This window comes from Paenibacillus sp. FSL L8-0470 (assembly GCF_038008625.1).
Lineage (GTDB): Bacteria > Bacillota > Bacilli > Paenibacillales > Paenibacillaceae > Paenibacillus_AQ.
The window spans coordinates 3,739,670-3,764,665 of the sequence record NZ_JBBOZM010000001.1; the positions used below are offsets into that span (position 1 = coordinate 3,739,670).

At 46.3% G+C, this 24,996-nt stretch carries 21 protein-coding genes; 15 read left to right on the forward strand and 6 right to left on the reverse strand.

Going from position 1 to position 24,996, the window contains the following annotated elements:
• Positions 1 to 9: 9 nt before the first annotated feature.
• Both NST99_RS16925 and bshB2 read left to right on the forward strand, forming a co-directional pair.
• The gene (locus NST99_RS16925; RefSeq protein WP_341093238.1) at positions 10 to 354 is read left to right on the forward strand and encodes a YojF family protein; all 345 of its coding nucleotides are present in this window, start codon (positions 10 to 12) and stop codon (positions 352 to 354) included.
• 23 nt (positions 355 to 377) lie between these two features.
• Positions 378 to 1,061 carry a bacillithiol biosynthesis deacetylase BshB2 gene (gene bshB2, locus NST99_RS16930; protein ID WP_341093239.1) on the forward strand — a complete coding sequence of 228 codons (684 nt, stop codon included), beginning with the start codon at positions 378 to 380 and terminating at the stop codon, positions 1,059 to 1,061.
• 52 nt (positions 1,062 to 1,113) lie between these two features.
• On the opposite strand, the gene NST99_RS16935 is transcribed toward bshB2, so the two are convergent.
• Positions 1,114 to 1,752: a TetR/AcrR family transcriptional regulator gene (locus NST99_RS16935; protein WP_341093240.1), complete on the reverse strand. Its 639-nt coding sequence runs from the start codon at positions 1,750 to 1,752 to the stop codon at positions 1,114 to 1,116.
• Entirely contained in the window at positions 1,745 to 2,947 is a 1,203-nt protein-coding gene (locus tag NST99_RS16940) for an MFS transporter (protein WP_341093242.1), read from the reverse strand. Before NST99_RS16940 ends, NST99_RS16935 begins: the two co-directional genes overlap by 8 nt.
• A 201-nt stretch (positions 2,948 to 3,148) precedes the next feature.
• On the opposite strand from NST99_RS16940, the gene NST99_RS16945 reads away from it, so the two are divergent.
• Positions 3,149 to 4,501, forward strand: coding sequence for a sodium-dependent transporter (locus NST99_RS16945; RefSeq protein WP_341093243.1), 1,353 nt, complete (start codon positions 3,149 to 3,151; stop codon positions 4,499 to 4,501).
• A gap of 81 nt (positions 4,502 to 4,582) precedes the next feature.
• On the opposite strand, the gene NST99_RS16950 is transcribed toward NST99_RS16945, so the two are convergent.
• Positions 4,583 to 5,968 carry an MFS transporter gene (locus NST99_RS16950; protein WP_341093244.1) on the reverse strand — a complete coding sequence of 462 codons (1,386 nt, stop codon included), beginning with the start codon at positions 5,966 to 5,968 and terminating at the stop codon, positions 4,583 to 4,585.
• 110 nt (positions 5,969 to 6,078) lie between these two features.
• On the opposite strand from NST99_RS16950, the gene NST99_RS16955 reads away from it, so the two are divergent.
• The 5 genes from NST99_RS16955 (at position 6,079) to NST99_RS16975 (ending at position 9,619) form a co-directional block, all read left to right on the forward strand.
• Complete coding sequence (locus NST99_RS16955) at positions 6,079 to 6,954, forward strand: LysR family transcriptional regulator (protein ID WP_341093245.1); 876 nt, start codon at positions 6,079 to 6,081, stop codon at positions 6,952 to 6,954.
• 211 nt (positions 6,955 to 7,165) lie between these two features.
• Complete coding sequence (locus tag NST99_RS16960) at positions 7,166 to 7,936, forward strand: amino acid ABC transporter substrate-binding protein (RefSeq protein ID WP_340898263.1); 771 nt, start codon at positions 7,166 to 7,168, stop codon at positions 7,934 to 7,936.
• Between the two features lie 29 nt (positions 7,937 to 7,965).
• The gene (locus NST99_RS16965; RefSeq protein WP_341093247.1) at positions 7,966 to 8,625 is read left to right on the forward strand and encodes an amino acid ABC transporter permease; all 660 of its coding nucleotides are present in this window, start codon (positions 7,966 to 7,968) and stop codon (positions 8,623 to 8,625) included.
• 15 nt (positions 8,626 to 8,640) lie between these two features.
• Positions 8,641 to 9,384 carry an amino acid ABC transporter ATP-binding protein gene (locus NST99_RS16970; RefSeq protein WP_445744970.1) on the forward strand — a complete coding sequence of 248 codons (744 nt, stop codon included), beginning with the start codon at positions 8,641 to 8,643 and terminating at the stop codon, positions 9,382 to 9,384.
• Positions 9,385 to 9,490: 106 nt separating this feature from the next.
• Positions 9,491 to 9,619 (forward strand): DUF6254 family protein, encoded by a 129-nt coding sequence (locus NST99_RS16975; protein ID WP_231578275.1) that lies wholly within the window; start codon positions 9,491 to 9,493, stop codon positions 9,617 to 9,619.
• Positions 9,620 to 9,717: 98 nt separating this feature from the next.
• On the opposite strand, the gene NST99_RS16980 is transcribed toward NST99_RS16975, so the two are convergent.
• Positions 9,718 to 10,059, reverse strand: a complete 342-nt coding sequence (locus NST99_RS16980) for a nitrous oxide-stimulated promoter family protein (protein ID WP_341093248.1) — start codon at positions 10,057 to 10,059, stop codon at positions 9,718 to 9,720.
• A 118-nt stretch (positions 10,060 to 10,177) separates the two neighbouring features.
• Positions 10,178 to 11,086 (reverse strand): AraC family transcriptional regulator, encoded by a 909-nt coding sequence (locus NST99_RS16985; protein ID WP_341093251.1) that lies wholly within the window; start codon positions 11,084 to 11,086, stop codon positions 10,178 to 10,180.
• A gap of 232 nt (positions 11,087 to 11,318) precedes the next feature.
• Here NST99_RS16985 and NST99_RS16990 point away from each other — a divergent pair, with 232 nt between their 5' ends.
• The 7 genes from NST99_RS16990 to NST99_RS17020 all read left to right on the forward strand — a co-directional run bounded on the left by NST99_RS16990 (position 11,319) and on the right by NST99_RS17020 (position 21,663).
• On the forward strand, positions 11,319 to 13,934 hold the full coding sequence (locus NST99_RS16990) for a fibronectin type III domain-containing protein (RefSeq protein ID WP_341093252.1): 2,616 nt from the start codon (positions 11,319 to 11,321) through the stop codon (positions 13,932 to 13,934).
• A 182-nt stretch (positions 13,935 to 14,116) separates the two neighbouring features.
• Positions 14,117 to 15,094, forward strand: coding sequence for an alpha/beta hydrolase (locus NST99_RS16995; RefSeq protein WP_341093253.1), 978 nt, complete (start codon positions 14,117 to 14,119; stop codon positions 15,092 to 15,094).
• Positions 15,095 to 15,354: 260 nt separating this feature from the next.
• Positions 15,355 to 16,335, forward strand: coding sequence for a LacI family DNA-binding transcriptional regulator (locus NST99_RS17000; RefSeq protein WP_341093254.1), 981 nt, complete (start codon positions 15,355 to 15,357; stop codon positions 16,333 to 16,335).
• 120 nt (positions 16,336 to 16,455) lie between these two features.
• Positions 16,456 to 17,358: an ABC transporter permease gene (locus NST99_RS17005; RefSeq protein WP_340899813.1), complete on the forward strand. Its 903-nt coding sequence runs from the start codon at positions 16,456 to 16,458 to the stop codon at positions 17,356 to 17,358.
• 16 nt (positions 17,359 to 17,374) lie between these two features.
• A complete protein-coding gene (locus NST99_RS17010; RefSeq protein ID WP_445744971.1) occupies positions 17,375 to 18,268 on the forward strand; it encodes a carbohydrate ABC transporter permease in 894 nt (297 codons plus the stop codon).
• A gap of 10 nt (positions 18,269 to 18,278) precedes the next feature.
• Positions 18,279 to 20,084, forward strand: a complete 1,806-nt coding sequence (locus tag NST99_RS17015) for a hypothetical protein (RefSeq protein ID WP_341093258.1) — start codon at positions 18,279 to 18,281, stop codon at positions 20,082 to 20,084.
• A 109-nt stretch (positions 20,085 to 20,193) separates the two neighbouring features.
• Positions 20,194 to 21,663, forward strand: a complete 1,470-nt coding sequence (locus NST99_RS17020) for a glycoside hydrolase family 32 protein (RefSeq protein WP_341093260.1) — start codon at positions 20,194 to 20,196, stop codon at positions 21,661 to 21,663.
• A 74-nt stretch (positions 21,664 to 21,737) separates the two neighbouring features.
• On the opposite strand, the gene NST99_RS17025 is transcribed toward NST99_RS17020, so the two are convergent.
• Positions 21,738 to 24,881, reverse strand: coding sequence for an alpha-mannosidase (locus NST99_RS17025; protein WP_341093261.1), 3,144 nt, complete (start codon positions 24,879 to 24,881; stop codon positions 21,738 to 21,740).
• Positions 24,882 to 24,996: the final 115 nt, after the last annotated feature.

The window sequence follows — 24,996 nt, forward strand, 5'->3', positions numbered from 1 at the left end:
GAGGCCATTATGCTGCCGATACATCCTCAAGACATCCAAACTGTGATCGACCGCCTCACCGGTCAGGAACTTTACCTGCACCTTGAACTCACCACAGGCGCCTACGCCAGTCATTTGGACAGCAGCCGGCCAACGGCTTCGGCGTTCATCACCAACGCGGCCGTCTCATATACGCACGGCTCCATCTCCGGCACAGGTCCTTACCGGGTCGGATTAAAGACAGCAAACGGCTGGATTTATGCAGAGGGCCTTACGCATGTTGATGAGAATGAGCATGAACGCCTAATCATGGCTGGGCACGACAGTCAAGGAAAGCTAATTGTGTCATTGCAATTAAGCCGGGACAAGTTCTAATGAAAGCGGAGGATCAAGCAGCCATGAATACTAAACAAGCCAAACATGAGCGCATCTTAGTGGTATTTCCCCATCCCGATGACGAAGCATTTGTTGCAGCAGGGACATTGGCTATGTACATAGAAGGCGGCGCTCAAGTCACCTATGCTTGTCTGACACTAGGGGAGATGGGCCGCAATATGGGCATCCCGCCGTTCGCGAGCCGTGTCAGCTTGCCAGCAATCCGCAAGGAGGAACTGACAGCGTCTTGCCATGCGATTGGCATTCAAGACTTAAGGATGCTCGGCTTCCATGATAAAATGATTGAGTTCGAAGACCAGCAGCTGCTGGACTCCCGCATCCTGTCACTGCTCCAGGAATTGACCCCGTCACTGGTCATCACCTTCTATCCAGGGTACAGTGTGCATCCCGATCATGATGCCACCGGGGCAGCCGTCATCCGAACCATCAGCCGGCTCCCCGCGGCAGAAAGGCCGCTTGTGCACTGCAGCGCCTTCGCCAGCAATCACGAGACGGTTATCGGGAAAGCAGATGTGACCGTAGATGTAACATCATTCCTTGTTAATAAAATGGCCTCGATTACAGCGCACCGTTCGCAATTCCAAGCGGCGGAACTCGTTGGCAACCGGGAGCTGAGTGATGAAGAAATCCGCGGCAGGTTCGGCACAGAACAGTTCTGGACCTACCGGTTCGATTCATCTATATGAATAGAAACAGATTTATGGACAAATCCCCCTGCCCAAAAGGCAGGGGGATTTGTTATTTTCCACTTAAATGCTGAACCAACATTCCAACAAACCGCTTAGCCATTTGTTTATCCTGAAGTTCGCCGTTCCAATCGCCCTTGGGAATCAAGCTCATTTTCTGAAGTAAACCCATCATAGACATGAAGATAAAATGAGCGGTCTTCAAGGGCTCAGTATCTGACTTTAACGATCCATCTTTAAAACCAATGTCCAGAGCATCCATTAGGAAATGACGTTCTTTTTCCCGGTTAACAAAATTATTATACTGCACTTTGAGTTCATCGCTTGAGTCATAGGCTTCATAATGCAGATCGAAGAGAAGAATAAACTTGATGTACTCTGGATGTTGCGAAGCATAATCAATCCAAGCCTCCAGCATCGAAGCAAGCATCTGCTTACCATTCATTTCGGCTGAAGCTGCTCTTCCAACAAATTGGGTCATACTCTGGAGGATTTCCATCTGGACCTCAAAGATCAGTTCGTCTATGGATTGAAAATGCTTATAGTATGTAACCCGGCTTACTCCGGCTACGCGGCATACATCTTTAATATTAACTTTGAGAAAGCTTTGCTTCATAAAAAGTTCCTTAGCCGCAGCAATTAGTTCTTCCCTGTTTTTGTTTCTCAAATTCTGATGCCAGTTCTCAGTCATAGGCAGCAATCCGTTCTTTATCATTTTTTGGCTTTCGCAAGGTTAAGAAAAGCGCAGATGTAAGGATAAGTGCACCAAAAATATAGGGTATATTCATGTGTTTGTCAAACAACTGCCCTGCTAAAATCGGCCCAAGTATATTTCCTATGCTGGTATACGTTGTATTTAATCCGGCAGCATATCCTTGCCGGTCACCAGCTGAGTTGGCAATCAGCGTACTTACCGTTGGTCTTAAGAATGCATTAAAGGCAAAAAACAGGGCAGATACTACGATCAGATAACCTAAATTAAACTTGATGATCATCAAGAGCAAACTTATTGCCGTGATCACCAAAGATAGACGTATAAGTTTCATTTCGCCTAGCCGCTTAATAAGATAATCAAGCAGCCAGATCTGCACAATGATGCCTATAACTGCACCTACCGTAATGATAATTGAGATTTTAGTGGCATCAAAACCGTACTTTTGTTCCACAAATAAGGCATACACCGTTTCATAATTCATCAAACCAAATGTCATGATCAGAATGAGCAGGAGATAGCGGAAATACGAAGTCCGAAAAGAATTTAAGATCAGGTTGCGAAGGGGCTCCCGATGTACCCGTGTACTAACGGATTTCCGTCTTTCCCTGGGAAGTGTCTCTGGCATAAATATACTAAGTAGCGTAGCTGCAAGTCCAAGCCCACCCGCAAAAAAATAGGGGACACGTATGCCAAACTCAGCGATAATCCCCCCTAACCCTGGACCAAGTACCATACCCAAATTCATGGAAGCCCCCAATAATCCCATTCCTTTAGCGCGGGTTTCCTGAGTGGTAATATCAGCGACATAGGCCATATTGGAAGGAACCATTAATCCAATACCTATTCCCCCGATAAATCGGGCAATATACAGAAGCGGTAATGTCGCAGATACAGCAAACATCAGATCAGAAATGACCGTTAAAAACAGACCGGATATGATCATTGATTTTCGGCCCCACCGATCTGAAAGCTGCCCGCCTATAGGTGAAAAAATAAACTGTGCGGCTCCAAAAGCAGCAATAAGATACCCGGCTGCAGCCCCTGAGGCATTAAATTGTTTCAAGTATTCAGGAAGAATGGGGATGACCATACCTTGTCCCAATAAAGCGATAAACAGATTCAGCATTAGAATGAAAAGTGGAAATCTGGCAGACTTAGGTATGCTGCTCATATCAAAGCCCTCCTGTGAATGGTTTACACCAAGTAATTAATAACACAATGTAAACCATTCTAATTGAAACAGAACCCATTGTAAATGATAAATACAACTCTTTTAACGGATGAATATTTGAGAAATTAGAAATTACCATATGACTCCGATGGCTACTTAAGCTATAATGAGTTCTAAAAAAAGAAAATGGGGCGTTATGAAATGAATCAGTATAAAGGTGAAAAAAGCCTGCTCTCAGAGAAAAAGGAACGTTTCTCCTCCAGCGGCTTTATTTTCGCGGCCATCGGCAGCTCGGTGGGTCTGGGGAATATGTGGAAATTTCCTTATATTACAGGAGAAAATGGCGGCGCGGCTTTCTTCCTGCTCTTCATCGTCTGTCTGGTGCTAATCGGCTTACCTGTTCTGTTGGCCGAACTCGCCATCGGACGCAGCGGACGCGGAAGCGCGGCGACGTCGTTCATCCGTGCCGGAGGCGGAAAAGGGTGGAAGGCAGCTGGAATACTGCAAGTGATTGCACCTTTTCTAATCCTCTCCTTTTATATTATTGTTGCAGGTTGGACGCTGCACTATGCAATGATTGCCTTCAATGGACAACTGTTCAGCACGACTGATTATGCAGGTGAATTTGGCTCATTTATCTCAGGGTACTCGCCGATTGTCTGGCAGGGTGTAGCCATCCTGATTTCTGCGGGAGTTGTTATCCTTGGAGTATCGGGCGGGATTGAGAAGTTCAATAAAGTATTGATTCCCGGCCTGGTTGTTCTCCTTATTGTATTGATGATTCGTGCGCTGACCTTACCGGGTGCAGATAAAGGGGTTTCCTTCTTCCTCAAACCGGACTTCTCGGTACTGACAGCAGAATCCGCGCTAGTCGCTTTGGGACATGCCTTCTTCTCGTTGTCACTCGGCATGGGGATTCTTTTGACCTACGGTTCTTATGTAGATAAAAATCAGTCGCTGGGCACCGCTACACTTGCGATAGGAGCCGGAGATTTGATCTATGCGTTTATCGCCGGATTGATTATTTTCCCGACTACGTTCTCGTTTGGTATTGCTCCTGACCAAGGGCCTTCGCTGATTTTCATCGCTCTGCCGGCGGCTTTCTCGGCTATGCCTTTCGGTTCGTTCTTCGGTGGTCTGTTCTTCATCCTGCTGGCGATTGCCGCCTTGACCTCAGCTGTATCGCTGCTTGAAGTGCCTGTATCCTTCGCGATGGAGCGCTGGAACTGGAGCCGTCAACGTTCGGTTTGGGTATTGTCTCTGGTCTGTTTTCTGCTCGGTATTCCTTCAGCTATGTCGCTGGGAATGTTCCCTGAACTTACGTTTGGCGGTAAAGCCCTGTTCGACTGGATGGATTTCATCACCTCCAACATTATGCTGCCGCTTGGCGGTCTGCTGATCACCATTTTTGCCGGTTATTTCTGGAAGGGGGCAGCAGAAGCGGCAGGACTACAGGCGCGCTGGTTCCGCATCTGGTTATTCATGCTCCGGTATATTGCACCGATTCTGGTATTCCTGGTGTTGCTGCATACCTCGGGAATCCTTAAATTCTAATTCAACAACCATTCATTGCAGAATGAACAAAAGAACTCTTCAACCCATGTGGTTGTAGAGTTTCTTTGTTTAGAGCATCACCTAAGACTCTTCCAGTTGTCGCGAGTTCCTGTGCCGCCAACTCATACATACCAAAGACAATGCAATGACCGATAGGATCACACCAAGCAGTCGAAATCCCCCAGCGCTGAACTTACCTCCCATTATGATGCCCAGCAATAAGGAAGAGAGAATGGTTCCCAGATATCTTGATGTCATAAAAACGCCGGATGCTACACCGATCATTTCTTTTGGCGAACTTTTGAACAGAGCCACTTGCATACCGACATTGTTTAACCCGTTCCCAACACCGAATGCAGCCAACGACACACATACACTGATAACCGGTGAAGTGGGGTTCATGGTCACCATCCATACCGAACCTAGTGTCATTAGTATTCCGGATGTCAGCAATGCGGGCCCTGGTCCTGACTTATCAATCCATCGTCCGGCTAGTGGAGAAACAATAAGCGAGCACAAGCCTAAGCTTAACATCAGAATCCCTGTATGGGATTCGTTGACATGACGTACCATTTGCAAGTAGGACGGAAGCCCGAAAAAGAGTGAGTAATAAAGTACGTTAACAAGCATGAATTCGATATTAACCCAAGTCATCTCAGGATATTTGGCGAATGTGCGCAAAGGAATAAAGGGTGATGCCGCTTTTAACTCATGGCGTACGAAAGCCACCAGTGCAAAAAGGCCAATCAGTCCGATAATGACAGGACCCAACGAGACATGGCCAGAAGATTTTGCTGACAGTAATCCCACCAGCAAGGCGACCAGACCTACGATAAAGAGCAGAATCCCTGTCGCGTCAATCAAATCACACCATTTACGGAACGACATCTGGGATGAAACGGATGTTGGCGGTTCGTCCTTAGGAATCATCCTCCAAGCTAACACAAAGCTCGTAACCACGAACGGAATATTAACGAGAAAAATCGCAGACCAATCCCACCATTGAATCAAAACTCCACCGATAAAGGGACCGATAGCTGCCGCACCGGATAGGAAAATGGACATCACGGACAGCGCAGTCGCCTGTTTCTCCGTAATATGAATTCGCACAATGGCCATTCCAACTGCAACCATCATGCTTGTTCCGATGGATTGCACAATGCGGAACACAATGAGCCACCCAAAGGTGGGGGATAGCGGAGCTAATAATGATGCAACGAAGGCTACAACAAGACCGGTTAGAAAGATCTTTCTACGCCCGAATAGATCACTGGCCTTCCCCATGACAGGTTGAGCGATAGCACTCGCAATATAGAATGAGAAAATGATCCAGGATACCTCTGTAAAATCAAGCTGATACACCTTTTGCAGCCTTGCTATAGCCACGGAAATCATCGAAGAATTTAATGGGTTCAAAAGGATCCCCAGACCCACGGAGATCATCAGCCACCTGCTGCGAGCATTCATTTTTGGTCCTCCCCAAGTGTATTGATATCATCGTACTTGAGATCGTTTATTTATTCCAACGCCTTTTATGTTATGATTTCATAGACTAGAAGGAATGAGAGGGGTATGAAATGGAACTTCTTCAACTGCAGTATTTTCTCGTAGTAGCCCGGCTGGAGCATGTGACCGAAGCAGCACGGACCCTGCACGTTACCCAATCCTCATTAAGCAAAACGATTCAACGTCTGGAAGAAGATCTGGGAGTCCCGTTATTCGACCGGATAGGAAGGAAGCTACGCTTGAATGAGTTCGGAAACCAATTCCTCCGCAGGGCAGAAAGGGCTTTGTTTGAACTGGAACAGGGAAAGCAGGAGCTGCATGATCTTTCCTCCCCGGAACAAGGCACTCTTGAACTTGCGGTGACTGCCGCGAGCACATTGCCAAATATCCTTCGGGAGTTTCGAAAAAAGCGGCCAAATGTCCAATTTCATGTACAAATGCTGACCACGCATGAAATGGTTAAGCTTCTTCACAGCGGAGAAGTCGATTTCTGCTTGTCCTCACCTGCCATAGAGGAGGAGGAGATTGAATGCCAAATAGTCTTCATTGACCCCATTCTAGTAGCGGTTCCCAAAGGGCATCGGCTGGCAGACCGAAGCAGCATTTCCTTGACAGAACTGAGAGATGAAGAGTTTGTCGGTGTAAAGAGAGGTTATGGTACCCGCGATTTAGTGGACAATGTATGCAAATCTGTTGGCTTTGAACCTAGATATGTGTATGAGGGGGATGAACCAGCAAGGCTAAGTGCCCTTGTGGAGGCAGAAATCGGCATCGCTTTTATACCAAGCACGGCAAGGAATTCTAGGGAACAGATTCACTATCTCCAAGTGAAAAATCATGACTTGGCGCGTGAGATCGCATTATTATGGCACAAAAGCCGTTACATTTCACCGGCTGCTCTGGAATTCCGTGAGGTCGTTGTAAACTATTTTAAGCCATTCACCTGAAAATACAGGCGATGGTATTTTTGTAAAATGTATTTCTCGCTGAAACGGCTACCGTCCTTAGATGACGGTAGCCGTTTCACTTGTTTGACACAGAAGTGTTTCTCTTCTCTATCGACGCCGCTCAGATGATATGTTATCATGATAAACTGATAACGTGTTAATGAGCTAAAGCGAAGCATACAGTGTGTCATTTACTAGGGGGATTAGAGAGATGAAGAGAAAAGGATTATTAATTTTATTCGTAGCTATGGCAATTGCAGTGATCGCAGGCTGCTCCGGTTCAAAAGGTGATGACGGCAAACTGGTGATCGGTATAGATGATAAGTTTGCTCCGATGGGCTTCAGAGATGACAACAATGAAATTGTCGGTTTTGATATTGACTATGCAAAAGCAGCAGCCGAGAAAATGGGCAAAGAGATCACCTTCCAGCCAATTGACTGGTCGGCCAAGGAATCGGAGCTGAACAGCGGACGCATTGATATGATATGGAACGGGTACACCATAACAGACGAGCGCAAAGAGAAGGTATTGTTTACCAAGCCTTATCTGGAGAACAGCCAGGTTGTAGTCGTGCTGGCGGATTCAGCGCTGTCGAAGCTGAATGATCTGGCTGGAAAAGAAGTCGGACTGCAGAGTCTTTCGTCGGCTGCCGATGCCCTGAATGCCAGTCCAATCAAAGCAGAGATTGACAAGGTATCCGAATTCCCGGACAATGTGCTTGCCCTGACGGACCTGAAGTCGAAACGCCTGGATGGAGTGGTTATCGACGAAGTGGTGGCTAGATATTATATGTCTAAGGAGACCGGTACTTACAAGCTTCTGGATGAATCACTGGCTCCTGAGCAATACGGCATCGGGATTAAGAAAGGCAATGAAGCACTGCTTACTGAGCTGCAAAAGGCTCTGGATGAACTAAGCAGTGATGGAACGGCTGCTGAAATTTCAACGAAATGGTTTGGCGAGAACAAAGTACTGAACTAGATTGTTTCCTTTAGGAGTCGGTTGAAGATATGAATATAGATTACATTATTAAAATTGCCGGGCCGATGCTTGAAGGTGCACGGACGACTGCCTTACTGTTTCTGATTGTCATCGTGCTGTCCATTCCGCTAGGGATGCTGGTCACACTGATGGCCAAGAGCTCAATCAAACCGCTAGCCTGGCTTGCGCACACTTATATTTACGTCATGCGCGGAACTCCGCTACTGCTGCAGCTGCTATTCTTCTGCTTCGGCTTGCCGCAGATTCCGGTCATTGGGGAATATCTGGTCATGGACCGCTTCGTTGCGGCCAGTCTTGGCTTCATCCTTAATTATGGTGCTTATTTTGCCGAGATCTTCCGTGGCGGGATGCTCTCGATTGATAAAGGACAACATGAGGCGGCCAAGGTTCTCGGGCTCGGCAAATGGCAGACCCTTCGCAAGGTAATTCTTGCCCAGATGTTCCGGGTTGCATTGCCTGCGGTAGCCAATGAGTCCATTACTCTGGTCAAGGACACTGCGTTGCTCTATGCCGTAGCTGTACCGGAGCTGCTGAATTACGCGAAGACGGCGGTGAACCGCGATTTTACGGTGACCCCATTTGTAGTTGCTGGCGTTATTTATTTGCTGATGACATTAATACTAACGCTGTTCTTCAAGGCACTGGAGAAACGTTTCAAATTTGAGTAGAAGGGCTGTCCAATTATGAGTAGTATGATTGAAGTTAAGCAATTGCAGAAATCTTTCGGCAGCCTCGATGTGCTGAAGAAGATTACCTTTGATGTGAAACCGGGAGAAGTCGTGGCAGTGATCGGTCCTTCCGGTTCCGGAAAAAGTACGATGCTGCGCAGTCTTGTTCATCTGGAGGAGGTTACCGGCGGAAGTATCCTTATCCATGGCAAACCGTTGGTAGAGAACGGAAAATACTCCAGCAATGCAGATATAAGGGAGATTACCGCGACCATGGGCATGGTGTTTCAGCACTTTAATCTGTTCCCTCACCTTAGCGTACGGGGGAATCTGGAGCTTGCTCCACGAACGCTGAAGCGGGAGGGCACTCAGGATATTGCCGCGAAAAGTAAGGAATTGCTCTCCAAAGTAGGCCTTGCCGATAAAGCGGAGGTGTACCCTTCTATGCTGTCAGGTGGACAGAAGCAGCGGGTAGCTATCGCCAGAGCGCTGATGCTGAACCCGGACATCCTGCTGTTTGACGAGCCGACCTCGGCACTTGATCCCGAGTTGACCGGAGAGGTGCTGCGTGTCATCCGCCAGCTTGCGGACGAGAACATGACCATGATTATCGTCACGCATGAGATGAACTTTGCCCGCGATGTGGCGGACCGTGTATTCTTCATGGATAACGGGGAAATTGCCGAATCGGGAACACCGGAGCAGATCTTTGGCAGCCCGCAGCTGGAGCGGACCCGGACGTTTTTGAATCAGGATTAACAAGAGCATCAAATATGAAAACAAACTAACACGTATGAATAAACGGAATATTCAGCATCCTATTACTGTAGTATACATGATGCATTTCCAGAGGAGGCTACCCGAGATGAGCCAGCAGAAGCAAAGAAAAGAAGCTGGGTGGAAATCCCGAAAGCAGGACCAGCACCCCCATGGTAAAATCAAGTCGCTGAAAGAGCTTTCCAGCGAGTATGATGCGGAACATACTACATCGTAACCTAGCACAAGGCGGTAGGCTGCCGAGTTCCTTCGGCAGCCTATTCGGACCGCCTGCTGATCTGGAGCATTTGCCAGAATACATAGTTCCAGACTGGGCTATTTTCTTCCTTTGCCTGGGATTGGAATATGCCTAATGGACTCAATAGGGTGATACAGCAGCATCCATGGACCAGAATAACGCATTACGTCCTTGATTTTTTGACGGTAATCTTGTTTGTAACAATGGATAGGACATTTTGCGCAAGCCGTCTTCTCCTCACCGAATCGACAGAGCGAAAGTCTGTTCCTCGCATATACATTTAACTCCTGACATTCCTCACAGAAGGCCGTTTGATGATGTTTTTTCCTGCAATAGATACGAATCATTTTTGATACCAATTCTTGTTCTCTTCGAATTCTAGGCCCCTCATTCAATTGCTTTTTCACTTCTCTTGTCATGTGCGAAAGATTCCTTTCATTGTTATAATTATGACCACTCCTTCAGCAGAACTGATTCGGGATATCAGTGAATTAGATGGTGATATCCCCCCAAAGAGCCGAACTCCTTTAATGGAATTCAGGCTTTTTGTTGTTTTACGGCCATGTATCCCGCCTGCGGATTCTTGCGGAATTTCAAGGGAGAGAGACCTATGATGCTTTTAAACGTCCGGCCAAAATGAGTTGAATTCCCGAAGCCGACGCTTTCGGCAATAGCTGAAACTTGCCAATTGGATTCTTTCAATAAATGGCAGGCTTGTTTGATTCGAACATGGTTCACATACTCGATGAGGGTAAACCCTGTTGATTCCTTGAAGGTCCGGCTAAGATGGGAGGGACTGACATGGAAACGGACCGCGAGCTCCTCCAAGGTCAGGCGCTGATCATAGTGGTGATTGATGAAATGGGTGATATGGGAGATACGCTGATAAACCTGGTTGGTGGAGCAATTCATATACGGACGTCCGCTGTTTAATAAGCGGTGTATGTATATTAAAAGCTCGGACAAAAGGATTTTGAGATAGAAACCAGACTCCGGAAATTCATTCGCGGACTCGGCGGCCATCTTTGCAAATATCGCTTCGACATAACCTTGCTCCTGACCCTTTAACCGGAGGGAGCCAGAACCGGATTGGAAAGCGGACAACGGATGAAATGACAAGTCCCCGCTCAACAACCCGCCTAGAAACTCTTCTTTAAAAAGCAGTGTTACTCTCTCGAATTTTGCACCATTGGGATTGATCAGCCGGTGTTCGTCCTTTTTTCGGATGAGCAGCATGGAGCCGCCCACAAGCTGAAACGGCTGGCTTCCGATATGATAATGAAGTTCGCCCGAGACAATATACAGAATTTCATAAGCATCATGATAGTGGAATGAAGGAATGCTGGAATAGGATTTACTTTCTCGGCTGATATAAAAGGGATCAGAATGAAAAAAGTTCATATCAAACACCTCTCCGGCACTCCGGTAATTTAATGATATTCTCATTGTAGCCGAAGCGGTTTGAATTGTTAAACAAAATGTTAACAGCAAGATATGTTGAAAACGGCGGTTTTTCAATAAGATTCTCTGAGAATCCTGAGGCGGGCATGGGATATATTCAAGAAAGCGGGATTCCTAATGAATCCTCAAGCGAATCCGTTCATTTGAACGGGAAAGGGGCTGCAAAACCATGCAAATCCAGAAAAAGAGAGGAAGTAATCCGAAACAACTATTCTTTATGTTCTTGGTACTTCTGTTGATCCCCTGGTCATTCCCGGCAGACTCACTGGCCGGCCCCGTGACGGGCAAGCCCAAGCAAGCCTCTGTTGTACAGAAGGAAACTGCTGCTGCAGAAGGCGTAATCGCCGAATGGGTGTTCAAAAACAAAGGAGAAGCAGGAAGCCACCCAGCCACCGGAGGAGAGTACATGTCTTCCTCGAGCCTTCAACAGGCTGGAGGGTATTTCGAAAACTTCGACAGCAAAGCTAAAGATATCAGCTATCAGGGCTGGGACAAAGGTGCGGGCAAAAAGTATTGGCTGGCAACCCTTGCTACATCTGCCTACAAGAATATCAAATTATCCTCAGAACAAAGCTCCTCCGGTTCCGGTCCTAACGATTTCAAAATACAGGTAAGTTTGGACCGGACAGTATGGACCGACGTGCCGGGAGGTACTGTTCAGATGAAGACCGTTTCAAGCTACAGTTGTCCGGGTCAATCCTGTAAGCTCAGCAAGCTGTCTCTGCCGAACGCAGACGACAAGGAACTGCTGTATATCCGCTGGCTGGTCAATTCTAATCTGGCCACGAACTCCAAAGATAATCCGGAAGGCATTGGTGAAGGCGGGTCCAGCAAAATCCGGAATATTCGTGTGACGGGTGATCTAATCCCTGGAAAAACACCCATAACGCCGACAATTGATAAGTCTCATTCTCCTGGAGATGGAGCTGGAAAAGTATCCGTGACGGCTCCGATTGAGGTTAAATTCAACAAATCAATACAGCTGATGAATCAAGAGGCCATCACGATTCGAGATGACCAGAATCAGCCTGTTCCAACCCTTACCGCTGAGGTCATAAACCAAACGACCTTGCGCATCGGGCATGGCGGACTAGGTCAAGGGAAAATGTACAGAGTTTCCATTCCAAAAACCGCGGTCCAAGGAATAGACGGCTCTCCCATGATCCGTAAGGTCGAATGGAGCTTTACGACTCAACCATCCGCGTCTCAGCCAACTCTTATCAATATGACTTTCAACGGCGATACCAAAACGAGCATGTCATTCGCATGGTACACGGATTCCTCAGCGGAGACAAAAGTTCAAACTGCTGAAATCGCAGTGGGAACCGGAAACGAATTTCCGAATGATGGCGTTCTCGAATTTACCGGATCTTCTGAGGAAATTTCAACTTATATGACCAAGAGCGACAGAACGACCGGAAAGAAGAAAAAGTTCTTCAGCCATAAAGCAACCGCAAACGGATTAAAGCCGGGAACCAAATATGTTTTTAGAGTGGGTGACGGCTCGGTTTGGAGCTCCATCGGATCATTTGAGACCGATACGGCGACCTCACAGCCTTATCGTTTTATTGTCGGCTCCGATTCGCAGGCTTCAAGCAAATCGGGTTTTGAACCCTGGGCAGATACCTTCAACAAAGCAAATGAACATATCGGTAACCCCAAATTTCTGATTAATGCCGGCGATTTGGTCGACAACGGTGACCTGGAGGAGCAGTGGCAGTGGATGCTCGGGCTCGCACAGCAGTCACTGATGAAAGTACCCTTCGTTCCTGTGCTTGGCGGACATGAGGTGTCCGATTGGGACGGGGATGAAACAACGCCGAATAACAACTTTTACAACCACTTCAATCTGCCCCGGAAAGTGGTGGAAGCAACGCATGACGGCTCGGTGTATTCTTTTGAATATGGGGACGCTCTTTATATGGTATACAACTCTCAGTTTGACGGAAAGCTGAATGAAGATGGCTCTGTGAACTGGGATGATGAGAAGCATGAGCAGTTCTGGAACCAGATTGATTGGATGCGGAATACAGTTGCTAAGTCTGATAAGAAGTGGAAATTCGTTGCATTTCACAAGGCGCCTTACGCATCCGGTGATAATTCTGCACAATGGGAAGGGGATCGCGTTAAATTTTTCAGAAAGAATCTGATTCCAGTCTTTGACGAGCTTGGCATTGATATGGTGTTTGAGGCTCACGATCATATGTATATGCGTTCTTTCCAGATGTATGGGGATAAGGTTATTGATCCGAAAAAGCTGGAGAAGGATGAGGCAGGCAACGTTGTTAATCCGCAGGGAACGGTGTATTTGATGCCCAATGCTTTTGGAAACAAGTTTTATTACAAAAATGAACCGTATGACGACTTTTTTGCAGCAGTAAATAAGCAACCCGAGAAAAAAATGTTTACGGATGTGTCGGTTTCAGCTCAAATTCTAAAGTTTGATGCCTATACGGCTGCTGTAGAAGATGAAGGAAAGAGTGGCTATGGAAAAAACGGGTTAAAGGTATACGATCATTACGGCATCAAACGAACGGACACCAAACCGGCTCCCGCGGAGGAACTCAAGGTGAAACTTCAAGGGACCAAGGCTACATTAACCTGGAAAACGCCTTTGACCAGCAAAGAACAGATAAGGGGATTCCGTATTTATGAAAAGGATGATAAAATCAGCAAGTATTGGAGCCTTTATGTGCCGGTAAAGCCGGGAACGACGCAATACAGCACCGTTATCGAGCATTTAAATCCAGAGATACAATATAACCTGGTGATCAAGTCCGTCGGCAGAAGGGACAATTCCAGTCCAGTCATGGTAAGCACAACAGCTAATTAATTTGATTCATTCTCCATGCAACGACTCATGTGCAAGCATCCTTGCATGTTACGTCGTTGCATTTATTTTGTTTGTTCATACTCCGTTCACATTGCCGTTACAAGGAGTACATGTTTGTCATGTAAGCTTTGCAATAACGGCCCGCTTAAGGCAGTCCAATACACAGATAAGGACAGGAGAAGATGAGTGTGAAACGAGAAGAAGAGGGTACAAAAAAAAGGATGCGCAAACCACTTCGCATAATCCTTAAATCTATAGGAGCTTTAGCAGGATTAATGGTACTTTTTCTAGCCGTTGTTTTTATCGTTAATCTGGTTTGTAACAAAATTGAACAAGGGAAAATAGAACCTTATGGCCAGTTAGTATCTGTAGACGGAAAACATATGAATGTGCTGATCCAAGGGGAAGGCGAAGAGACAGTCGTGCTCCTGCCGGGTTTTGGAACAGCAGCTCCAGCACTTGATTTTAAGCTGCTTGTAGATGAACTATCTCCGTTCTACAAAGTTGTCGTGGTTGAGCCGTTCGGCTATGGATTAAGTGATGAAACCGATAAGGAGCGGACCGCAGACAATATGGCAACTGAAGTCCATGAAGCTTTGCAGCAGCTCAATATTGACCGGTTTACGCTAATGGGCCATTCCATTGCAGGTATTTACGGATTGAATTATGTTAACAAATATCCAAACGAAGTAAATGCATTTATCGGAATCGATAACAGTGTGCCAACCCAAGGCGGAATGGATGCTGGATTCCCATTAAAAACGTTTAAATTCCTCAATAAATCCGGTCTCTTAAGATTGATCAAAAAAGTAGGGGAGGACCCCTATGCTTCGTTACCCTTTGATGCTCACACCGTAGAGCAATCGAAAATGATTGCAAATAAAAATAATAATAATGACACTACCTTAAATGAAATGAAAAATATTTCTTCTAATTTTAAAGCGGCTCAACAGTTGAAATTCCCGAAAAATCTTCCCGTTCTATTGTTTATCCAAGCAGATAATAAATCTGTTGAAAACTGGATACCACTACATGAAGCGCAGGCCAAAGACTCTGTACGTGGAAAAGTCATAAAACTCGATGCAGAGCATTATTTACACCACACCAAATCCAAAGAAATCGTTGAAGACTTCAGGGAGTTCATGGGGCAAGCAAGCTGAGACGAGTAGGGGGAACGGACATTTAGCTTAGATGCAAACCGAGATCACAAAATTATAGCGGTCTTAAGTAAAGCTTCCCGCCGCAAGACGGGAAGCTTTTTAATCTGCCCATCAGGCAAATGAGCAGATATTTGATGCATTAAAAAAAATAAAATATCCTATTGAAACGTTTCCAAAATGGTGATAGAATAAATCCAACAAGTAAATGAAACGTTTCATTTAGTGAATGAAACGTTTCCAAATAGAAAGGCAGGTGCAACATGGCTAGTATTAAGGAGGTTGCTGATATTGCCGGCGTTGCAGTTGGGACCGTTTCCAGAGTCATTAACAATCACCCTTCAGTCAAACAGGAAACCCGCGAGAAGGTACTAGCTGCGATCAAAGAAATAAATTATGTACCAAATGAGGTGGCAAGAAATTTTAAGATGCAGAAGTCTATGATGATTGCACTTTTGCTTCCTACAATAAGGCATCCCTTCTTTTCCGAGCTTGCCTACTATATTGAAGATGAATTGGATCGTCATGACTACAAATTGATTCTCTGCAACAGCAAGGGCAAGCCCGAAAAAGAAATATATTATTTTGATATCCTGAACCAGAATAAGGTCGCAGGGATCATAGCCATTACTTACAACGATATCGAACATAGTGTTGTCAAAGACATCCCGCTGGTTTCAATAGACCGCCATTTCAAAGATGAGATTTCCTGCGTCACCTCGGATAACTATAACGGCGGGCGTATCGCGTTACAAGAGTTGCACAAGGCAGGGGTACGGCATCCGGCTTACCTAGGTTATATTGCGACGTCAATCCGGGGCGAAGTGGATTTGAGAAAAGTCGGTTTTATGGATGCTGCCAAGGAGCTGGGACTGCCCCAAGCCGATTATGAAATTCCTGATCTCGACGAGGATCTATTGAACCCCCATCTTGATCAGATCTTAACGGCTGCACAGTATAAAGAAGTTGACGGGGTGTTTGTGAATGGTGACATGCTGGCGGCTCGATATATTAAGCGGGCACGGGAACACGGAATCCATGTTCCTGAAGACGTGAAGGTAGTAGGTTATGACGGAATTCAGAAAGAAGATTTGTTTTATCCTTTCTTGTCCACCATTGTACAACCTGTTGAAGAAATGGCCCGGACGGCAGTACGTCTACTAATCCAAAAAGTAGAGGGCGTGGAGCTTCATAAGGATCTCTACCGCCTACCGGTAACCTTCAGAAAAGGCGGGACCACTTAAGGTTACAATATTCGCTATAGAACGTTGTTCTTATAGCGAATGTGACAATATATGTAAGTGCTTTATATGTTAAATATGCATAAAGGAGGAAACTTAGTGGTGGGGTCTAAACTGAAAAATATGCCATTAAGGCTAAAGAAAAATTCAGAAATCAAGCATTATTGGTTCATGCTCATTCCGGCTTTGGTTTGGTTGATCATGTTTCAAATCGTTCCTATGTTCGGAGTTGTAATGGCTTTCCAGGATTATAATCCGGGTGCCGGTTTTCTTCATTCAGAATTTGTCGGATTAGAGAATTTTCGGTACATGCTTGAGTTAGACGATGTGCGTCAGGCCTTAATCAATACGCTTATCATAGCATTGGGGAAAATTTCAGGGAATTTGCTCATTCCTCTCATTTTCGCTCTTATGCTTAATGAACTTCGCCAAAAATACATGGTTAAGTTCGTTCAAACTAGTGTCTATTTGCCGCACTTCTTATCATGGGTTATTTTGTCAGGGATCATGATTCAAATCTTTGGCTTCAATGGCCCATTCAACCGGGTGTTGGAAATGTTCGGATTTGAACCGGTTCAATTTTTCCAGCAGGCTGGTTTATTCAGAGGATTTATTATCGGTTCAGATGTGTGGAAAAACTTCGGCTACAACTCTATCATTTATTTGGCTGCCTTAGCAGGCATTGACGGTACTCTCTATGAAGCGGCAGGTATTGATGGGGCAAGCCGCTGGAGAAAATTATGGCATATTACTTTGCCGGGAATCCGCACAACCGTTGTTCTTTTAGCCATTTTGTCACTCGGCAGCGTTCTCGATGCTGGTTTCGACCAAGTGTTCAACTTATATAATCCGCTGGTGTACAGCACGGGTGATATTATCGACACCTATGTTTATCGCGCCGGTTTACAAGATTTGGACTTCAGCTTGGGTACAGCGGTCGGATTATTGAAATCGGTCGTCAGCTTTATTCTTATTGTTAACGGTTATCTGTTAGCCAAGAAGCTTTTAGGGTATCGAATATTCTAATCTAGGAGGGAGAAAGTTGGTAGAAAACAGATCACTGGGGTCGAGGGCTTTCGACATTTTCAATCTAGTATTCCTTTTGTTAATGACACTGCTTTGCTTAGTACCCATATGGTATTGCCTAATGATCGCTCTGAGTGACAAGGCGGCGGTCCAGGCAGGCAATGTGTTTTTTTATCCTATCGGATTCAACTTGTATTCATTTCAAGTGATTCTGTCCGAATCTAAGTTTTTTAGAGCAATATTTGTATCGTTCGAACGCGTTATTTTGGGCTCCGCTTTCACGATGCTGGCATTAGTACTTGCTGCCTATCCTTTATCAAAGTCGAGTAAGCTTTTTCCGGGACGCAACCTTCTGATGTGGCTATTCGTATTCTGCATGCTCTTTAACGGCGGGTTGATTCCTTGGTTCATTACTCTGAAATCATATAATCTGATCGATAACATCTGGGGATTAGTATTATGTGGTGGAGTCCCGATATTCAACTTGATCTTGATTATGAACTTCGTTAAGAATTTGCCGGAGGAGCTGGAGGAAGCAGCCAAGATAGATGGGTCTGGTCCTTGGAGATACCTGTTCAGCATATTATTACCTCTATTAAAACCCGTACTGGCTACCGTTGTTTTGTTTACCATGGTGGGATACTGGAATGACTTCTTCCAAGGCATGGTTCTCTCCACCCGTGAAGAAAGTTATCCGTTACAAACCTATATCCAGCAACTCGTAGTTTCCACTAATCTGCAGCAAATGGCTTCCATGTCCCTTGAGCAAATGAATCGTTTGTCCAAATTGAATAACGATTCGTTGAATGCAGCCAAAATTTTCGTAGCGATGATTCCTGTACTGATAATCTACCCGTTCTTGCAGAGATATTTCGTGAAAGGCATCACGCTTGGTTCCGTAAAAGGTTAACTTGTAGTTTATGGATGTTGTCCGAGGAGAAATCCTTGAACATAAAAAACAAAAGGGGAGTTATATGCAGATGAAAAACAAAAAGGTTTATGCTGCAACTTTGTCGTTCGCTTTGCTACTCATGGGGTCTCTCACGGCGTGTACTGGAAATGCTGACAATGGCAAGTCTTCTTCGGAAAACAGTTCTAATTCTACTTCAAAGAATAGTGCTGCAGAAGTACCGGCAGAACCTCTTGGAAAACAACCTCAGTTAACCACACTTACAAGAGGAGTCCCGCTCGATCCGAACCAGAAGTACCCTGACGGCCAAGACGTAGATGACAATGCGTATACGAGAATGCTGAAGACAAAATTCAATATTGAAATTAAAAATGCTTTTACCGCATCTAATTCAGGCACAGATTATCACCAAAAGGTTGATCTTGGGATCGCAACCGGAGAAATTCCGGATTACTTGACCGAGCTGACTTATACAGAATACAAAGCGATCGTTAAAGCAGGCTTAGCAATGGACATTTCCGAAGTCTGGGAAAAATATGCGAGCACGAAAACAAAAGAAGTGTACAAGTCTAACCAAGAACTCTTTGACAGCTTAGTTAAAGAAGACGGTAAAATGTATGCCATTCCTTCCTCAAACCCAATGCCGGATTTCCTGTCCGTGATGTGGGTTCGCCAAGACTGGCTGGATAAATTAAAATTGAAAGCGCCTACGAATTTGCAAGAGCTGGAAGCCGTTGCAAAAGCTTTCGTTGAGCAAGATCCAGACGGAAACGGAAAGGCAGATTCGGTTGGACTTGCAGGTCCTTCGATTGACGGTAAATTATATCAAGACATGACGAATTCTAACTTCGCTTATCACTTTGATCAAATTTTCGCTGCGTTCAATTCCTTCCCAGGCATCTGGGTCAAAGACAGTGAAGGTAAGGCTGTCTATGGATCCATTGTGCCTGAAACTAAAACAGCACTGCAGAAATTAGCCGATATGTACAAGGCAGGGTTGATTTCACAAGGCATGCTCACTTCGAAGACGGAAGAACTGGTGTCGAACAATAAGGCAGGGTTGTTCTTTGGTCCTTGGTGGTTCCCGTTCGGTGATCTTGGAAACAGCTGGAAGAATGACAAAACCGCGAACTGGCAGCCTTATTCACTGGCCTCCGGCAGTGATGGAATCTACTTGGCGAAGGGAGGCAACGCTGCCCGTACCTTTACAGTCATCAGTAAGGATAACAAAAACCCTGAAGCCGTTATCAAAATGCTTAATATTTACAAAGATGGTCTTTACAAACATGTTGATCCGGCAGAGCAAAAGGTACTGGGAGATGCTTCATTCCCGATGTACCAAACCTTCTCCATGGCTGATGGTCCTGCCATGGTCCTGAAAGAGACAACCAATTATCTCGAAGGCAAAAAGACAGCGGATGAGATTCATACGTATTTCCAAGACTTCGATGCTTACACTGATGATGCATTCAGTAAGATTATCGCTTCCAAAACGGAACCATTTGATAATATGAGCATCTCGGGCTGGGATTTCTCCGGAGCAAAAGCGGACGATTTCGGTACGGTTTGGGCATTTGGCGTAGGCTTGAAGCCGTACGTGGAAGGTAAATTCCAGTTCATAAACACCTTAACCTATGAGCAAACCAAAACAATGGAAAAACGTTGGTCGAATCTCAGCAAGCTGGAGTATGAAACCTTTTCCAAAATTATCGTAGGCCAAGCTCCAATCAGCGCATTTGATGAGTTCGTAAGCAAGTGGAAATCTCAAGGCGGCGATCAGGTCACGAAAGAGATCCAGCAGTCGTTAGATAAGTAACACGTTAAGAGAATATTGAACAACAATGAGTTCTGTCAAAAACAGAACTCATTGTTTCGATAAGACCAGTACGTTATAGAGATAAAACTAAGTTATGAGGAGAGAAGAGATGTCATCTGAAGTTATACAAGCAGAGAAATACAGACCCAAGTTCCATTTTAGTCCGCCAGCGAATTGGATGAACGATCCGAATGGTTTGGTTTATTTCAAGGGGGAATACCACCTCTTCTATCAGCATCACCCTCATGGAACCAGTTGGGGACCGATGCATTGGGGACATGCAGTGAGTAAAGACCTGATCACTTGGGAGCATCTCCCTGTTGCACTTGCATCCGATGAGCTGGGAATGATTTTTTCAGGTAGTGCAGTGGTGGATTGGAACGATTCAACCGGTTTCTTTGACGGGGAACCCGGTCTTGTCGCTATTTTCACGCATCACGCCCATTCTCCTGGAGGGATTTCAATAGAGAAACAAAGTATTGCCTTCAGTAGAGATGAGGGAAGAACTTGGATTAAGTATGAAGGGAATCCCGTCCTTACTTCGGATAAGCATATTGATTTCCGGGATCCTAAGGTGTTCTGGCACAAAGAAACTGAGCAGTGGGTGATGATTGTTGCCAGTGGTCAAACCGTTTGTTTATACCGTTCTCCCAACCTGAAAGAATGGAGCTTCAGCAGCGAGTTTGGGCAAGGGATGGGTTCGCATGACGGTGTTTGGGAGTGTCCGGATTTATTTGCATTACCCGTTGACGGAGAGGAGACGGCATTGAAATGGGTCATGTTCGTGAGTATTGGAAATGAGCCACATATTCCGGAAGGGTCTAGAACCCAGTATTTCACCGGACACTTTGACGGGTTAGCTTTCATACCGGATCAATCCTCTCAAACGACTCGCTGGATCGATTATGGAAAGGACAATTACGCTGGCGTAAGCTGGTCTGACGTCTCGGCTGAAGATGGACGCCGGATTTATATCGGCTGGATGAACAATTGGAAATATGCAGGCGAAACTCCAACTGAAGGATGGAGGGGAGCCATGACATTTCCAAGGGTACTGACTTTGGAAACGAGGAACGGCTGTATTACATTGATTCAGCATCCCGTCAATGAATTGGAATCTATCCGGGTGCCTCAGATTGAATCGGAAGGGAGTTCCTCTGCTGAGCTCGATTCAATTTGCAAAGGCATGGAATTAGAAACCTATGAGCTTGTTGCCGAATTCAAATGGACTGCGACCGTGGATTCTATAGGCTTCAAGATCAGAGCCTCGGGCCAGGAGGCAACAGTCGTCGGTTACTCCGTTAAAGAAGAAAGCTTATTTATCGATCGTACTCGTTCCGGAAATATTGATTTTCATGAGGCTTTTTCGGGTAGACATCAAGCAAAATTACAGTCCAGCCAGCAGTGCGTGAAATTTCAACTTATAGTAGACCGGTCATCCGTCGAAGTCTTTGCCAACGATGGAATCCTCGCGATAACGGATTTGATCTATCCTTCCTCCGACGCATTGGGTTTATCGTTCTTTTGTGAAGGCGGGGAGTTACTGTCCTATAAAATTGCAATCCATAAATTAGGCTGAACATTAGAACAAGGCGAACTCACAGGAGTTCGCCTTGTTCTGTATCCTAGAGGAAAGCCATCGTTACATAACAATTAGCATCGCAGGTCGATTTCAAAGGTTTTAATCTCATAAGGTTCAAGGACGAAGCAGATGCTAGCATCGTTATGCATTTCGCCATCTGGTTGTTCCATCAAGTTCGTTTCTCTCCATCCATGAATTTGCAGGCTGCTCGTCAGCTCCAGCATGTTGGAGCTTCCGGAGTAATCGTGAATACGCACGATGAGGCAGTCTGAATCCTCTGCTTTTTTGACAGCAGAGATCATAGCCGTATCGCCGGACAAGGCGAACATGGAGCGGCTTGGCTGCTCTGCATGTCCCTCCGTATAGCGAATCGGGGCATTCAGGAACCAGGCTTGCTTGACGGTCTGACCGGTCAGCCAATCTCCTTGATGCGGTAGAAGGGCATAGGTGAAGCGATGCAGCCCCTGATCGGCATGCGGATCAGGATGAGTAGCGCTTTTGATCAACGTGAGCCGCAGGACATTGTTTTTAATATCATAACCGTATTTGGAGTCGTTCAACAGGCTGACACCATAACCCTTGTCGGACAAATCTGCCCACTGATGCCCGACAGACTCGAAGCGCGCCCAATCCCAGCTCGTATTCCAATGTGTCGGCCGTTTCACGTTGCCGAACTGAATGTCATAGGTTGCCTCAGTAGAGCGGATGCCGACGGGGAAAGCCACCTTCAGCAATTGCTGCTTCTCGTGCCAATCTACTTCGGTCACATAGTCGATGCGCCGGTTCCCGGCATAGACAATCAGGTTCTGCGTAATTGTAGAATTACGGTACTGCCAATTGAAGCGGATGACGGCCCGAAGCGGCCCGGTCTCAATCACTTCGATTGCTGAGCAATCTCGAATCTCAGTCATTTTTTCCTGATAGAAGATATCAATATCCCAAGCTTCATGTGCCAGAGGTTTATCCTCAAACACCTGTAATAGGTTGCCGTTAGCACCCTTGGCCAGTACTTCCCGTCGTGCTGCTTTATCGTAAATGCGGGTCAACTGCCCGGCTTCGTTCCATGCCAATTGATAAAAAGGGGTTTGTATTCCAAGTTCTGTATGGCTGAATGGAGACAACTCCGAATTGATAGATTCAGCTTCGCCATGGAAATGTATGGTTGTATACCCGAGCGAAGGAATATCTTGCACTTCAATATACCAAATGCCTGTATCCAGCTGTGCATTCAAGCATAGCCCGGCATCGCTTAACCAATATCCCTGCTCCATTCCGGCCGAAGCGGGAATAGCTACAAGCTCCGTAATACTCCATGGTGAGGAATTCCACACCGAGAAACTGCCTGCCGTTTTCCCTGCTGCGATTGCAGCCCGGGCTTGTGTGTCGATCTGACTGCCGATCTGCCACGCTTCCTCGTATTCGACTGTACTGTCTTCGTACACCTCACGGATGGATGAGCCCGGAATGATGTCATGGAACTGGTTGCGCAGAATGATTTTCCATCCGGAGGTCAGCGGTTTGGCTTGATACAGATTCCAGTCTTTCTGCAAAATGCTTTGCAGGGCATTCAGCCACTCGGCTTCACGATAGGCCAGTTCGAGCTTACGGTTCATCTGTTTGTTATAAGCTTGGCTGGTATACGTCCCGCGGTGATACTCCAGATACAATTCGCCGTCCCAGGTATGGATGTATGAATCGGTATCCGCTACCGTCTGCTGCAGCTTTTCGAAATAGGCATCTGCACGTCCGGTCGTTACCTTTGGGAGTCCGGGCAACAGATCCAGCCGCCGCCGCATCTCGAGCATTTCGCGGTTCACGCCGCCACCGCCGTCACCATAGCCATAGGACAGCAGCAGCTCCTGATTCATCTCCTTGTCGCGGTAGGCATCCCATATTCCTTTAACCGTCTTGGGGATGATCTTCCCGTTATAGGTGTAGAACCATGAACCCGGCTCAGACCACGGTTCAGGTGTGGTGATGAAATGGGTCAATACCTCGGAGCCGTCTATGCCGCGCCAATGGAAAGTATCGAATGGCATCCGGTTATACTGGTTCCAGCTGATTTTCGTGGTCATGAACGTATGAATGCCCGATTTTTTCAGAATTTGCGGCAGGGACCAGCTGTAGCCGAATACATCCGGCAACCATAAGTACCTGCACTCCGATCCGAACTCCTCCTTTAGGAAGCGTGTACCGATCAGCAATTGCCGAACCAGAGATTCGCCCGAGGTTAGATTGCAGTCCGCTTCAAGCCACATGCCACCGCCAGCTTCCCAACGGCCTTCCGCAATGCGCTCCTTGATGGATTCATACAGCTCCGGGTAGTCTTCTTTCACATATTCATATAGCTGGGGCTGTGTCTGGAGGAAGACATATTCCGGAAACATCTCCATCAGCCGCATCACCGTAGAGAAGGACCGTGCACATTTCTCGCGTGTATGCTTAAGCCGCCACAGCCAGGCAACGTCAATATGGGTATGGCCAATACAAGTGATGGTAACATCGGATAGTTTGTCCATGGCTTCCAGACAGGCGCTAAGATTATCTCTGGCTTCGTAGACAGAGATGAAAAACGCCTCTGATTCGGAATCTGCCCAGTCGATCATGCGTAGGGATTGCTGGAGCGCCTGCAGCAGCTTCGTCCGCTCCGGCACATTTGGATCCAGGATTTTTACGGTTTCAAGAATGGCCGTTCCGGTGAACACAAGATCGTCTATTTTCTCATCCAGCCAGCACAGCTCCGCCTGTTTGAAGGTATGGGTCTGATTGCGCGGTTGTCCGCCTCCTTCAAGACCGGACCATAACCGGAAGAGCAGCTCAGCTGAGTGGCCTGCCGCCGAAGCAGGAAGGAATACTTCCTTATGATTGGAATCGACGCCTTGAAAAGGCTTGCCTTCCCAATAGAATAGGGATTCAAATCCGGAGTTGTTGCCGCCTCCCGTATCGCCGAAATCGAACAAGCCGACGATTCGCTTATTTTTCCAGGATACAGGAATTTCAGCATCTGTACGCAGCCACAAATAGAGATCCCGGCCAGTCCAGGTCTCGTTAATGTGCATAGCGTGCCAATTAGCTTCGGCACCTGGCACAGTAGGATTTATATCTTCCCGGTGGTCTTCACAAGCAAGAAATATGCTCAGGGTCTTCCGGTCCCGGTAACGGAGTACGGATAATTCATGAATACGTGCCTGTAATTTGTTTTCGGTAAGAAACATCGTGTGGACCCCCAGTTCATATTATCGGAGGGTGAAATGATTTATAGGGAAAGATCCAAATTGGGATAAAAAGTGAATAGTATAGGGGAATGCGCTCATTATAGCGGTTTCTTTT

Coding starts and splice junctions, on each gene's coding strand:
- NST99_RS17000 (WP_341093254.1), top strand. CDS start 15,355: ATGGCTAGTATTAAGGAGGTTGCTGATATTGCCGGCGTTGCAGTTGGG.
- NST99_RS16980 (WP_341093248.1), bottom strand. CDS start 10,059: ATGACAAGAGAAGTGAAAAAGCAATTGAATGAGGGGCCTAGAATTCGA.
- NST99_RS16940 (WP_341093242.1), bottom strand. CDS start 2,947: ATGAGCAGCATACCTAAGTCTGCCAGATTTCCACTTTTCATTCTAATG.
- bshB2 (WP_341093239.1), top strand. CDS start 378: ATGAATACTAAACAAGCCAAACATGAGCGCATCTTAGTGGTATTTCCC.
- NST99_RS16960 (WP_340898263.1), top strand. CDS start 7,166: ATGAAGAGAAAAGGATTATTAATTTTATTCGTAGCTATGGCAATTGCA.
- NST99_RS17025 (WP_341093261.1), bottom strand. CDS start 24,881: ATGTTTCTTACCGAAAACAAATTACAGGCACGTATTCATGAATTATCC.
- NST99_RS17015 (WP_341093258.1), top strand. CDS start 18,279: ATGGATGTTGTCCGAGGAGAAATCCTTGAACATAAAAAACAAAAGGGG.
- NST99_RS16925 (WP_341093238.1), top strand. CDS start 10: ATGCTGCCGATACATCCTCAAGACATCCAAACTGTGATCGACCGCCTC.
- NST99_RS16970 (WP_445744970.1), top strand. CDS start 8,641: ATGAGTAGTATGATTGAAGTTAAGCAATTGCAGAAATCTTTCGGCAGC.
- NST99_RS16945 (WP_341093243.1), top strand. CDS start 3,149: ATGAATCAGTATAAAGGTGAAAAAAGCCTGCTCTCAGAGAAAAAGGAA.
- NST99_RS16950 (WP_341093244.1), bottom strand. CDS start 5,968: ATGAATGCTCGCAGCAGGTGGCTGATGATCTCCGTGGGTCTGGGGATC.
- NST99_RS16995 (WP_341093253.1), top strand. CDS start 14,117: ATGAGTGTGAAACGAGAAGAAGAGGGTACAAAAAAAAGGATGCGCAAA.
- NST99_RS16990 (WP_341093252.1), top strand. CDS start 11,319: ATGTTCTTGGTACTTCTGTTGATCCCCTGGTCATTCCCGGCAGACTCA.
- NST99_RS16985 (WP_341093251.1), bottom strand. CDS start 11,086: ATGAGAATATCATTAAATTACCGGAGTGCCGGAGAGGTGTTTGATATG.
- NST99_RS16975 (WP_231578275.1), top strand. CDS start 9,491: ATGAGCCAGCAGAAGCAAAGAAAAGAAGCTGGGTGGAAATCCCGAAAG.
- NST99_RS17005 (WP_340899813.1), top strand. CDS start 16,456: ATGCCATTAAGGCTAAAGAAAAATTCAGAAATCAAGCATTATTGGTTC.
- NST99_RS16935 (WP_341093240.1), bottom strand. CDS start 1,752: ATGACTGAGAACTGGCATCAGAATTTGAGAAACAAAAACAGGGAAGAA.
- NST99_RS16955 (WP_341093245.1), top strand. CDS start 6,079: ATGGAACTTCTTCAACTGCAGTATTTTCTCGTAGTAGCCCGGCTGGAG.
- NST99_RS16965 (WP_341093247.1), top strand. CDS start 7,966: ATGAATATAGATTACATTATTAAAATTGCCGGGCCGATGCTTGAAGGT.
- NST99_RS17020 (WP_341093260.1), top strand. CDS start 20,194: ATGTCATCTGAAGTTATACAAGCAGAGAAATACAGACCCAAGTTCCAT.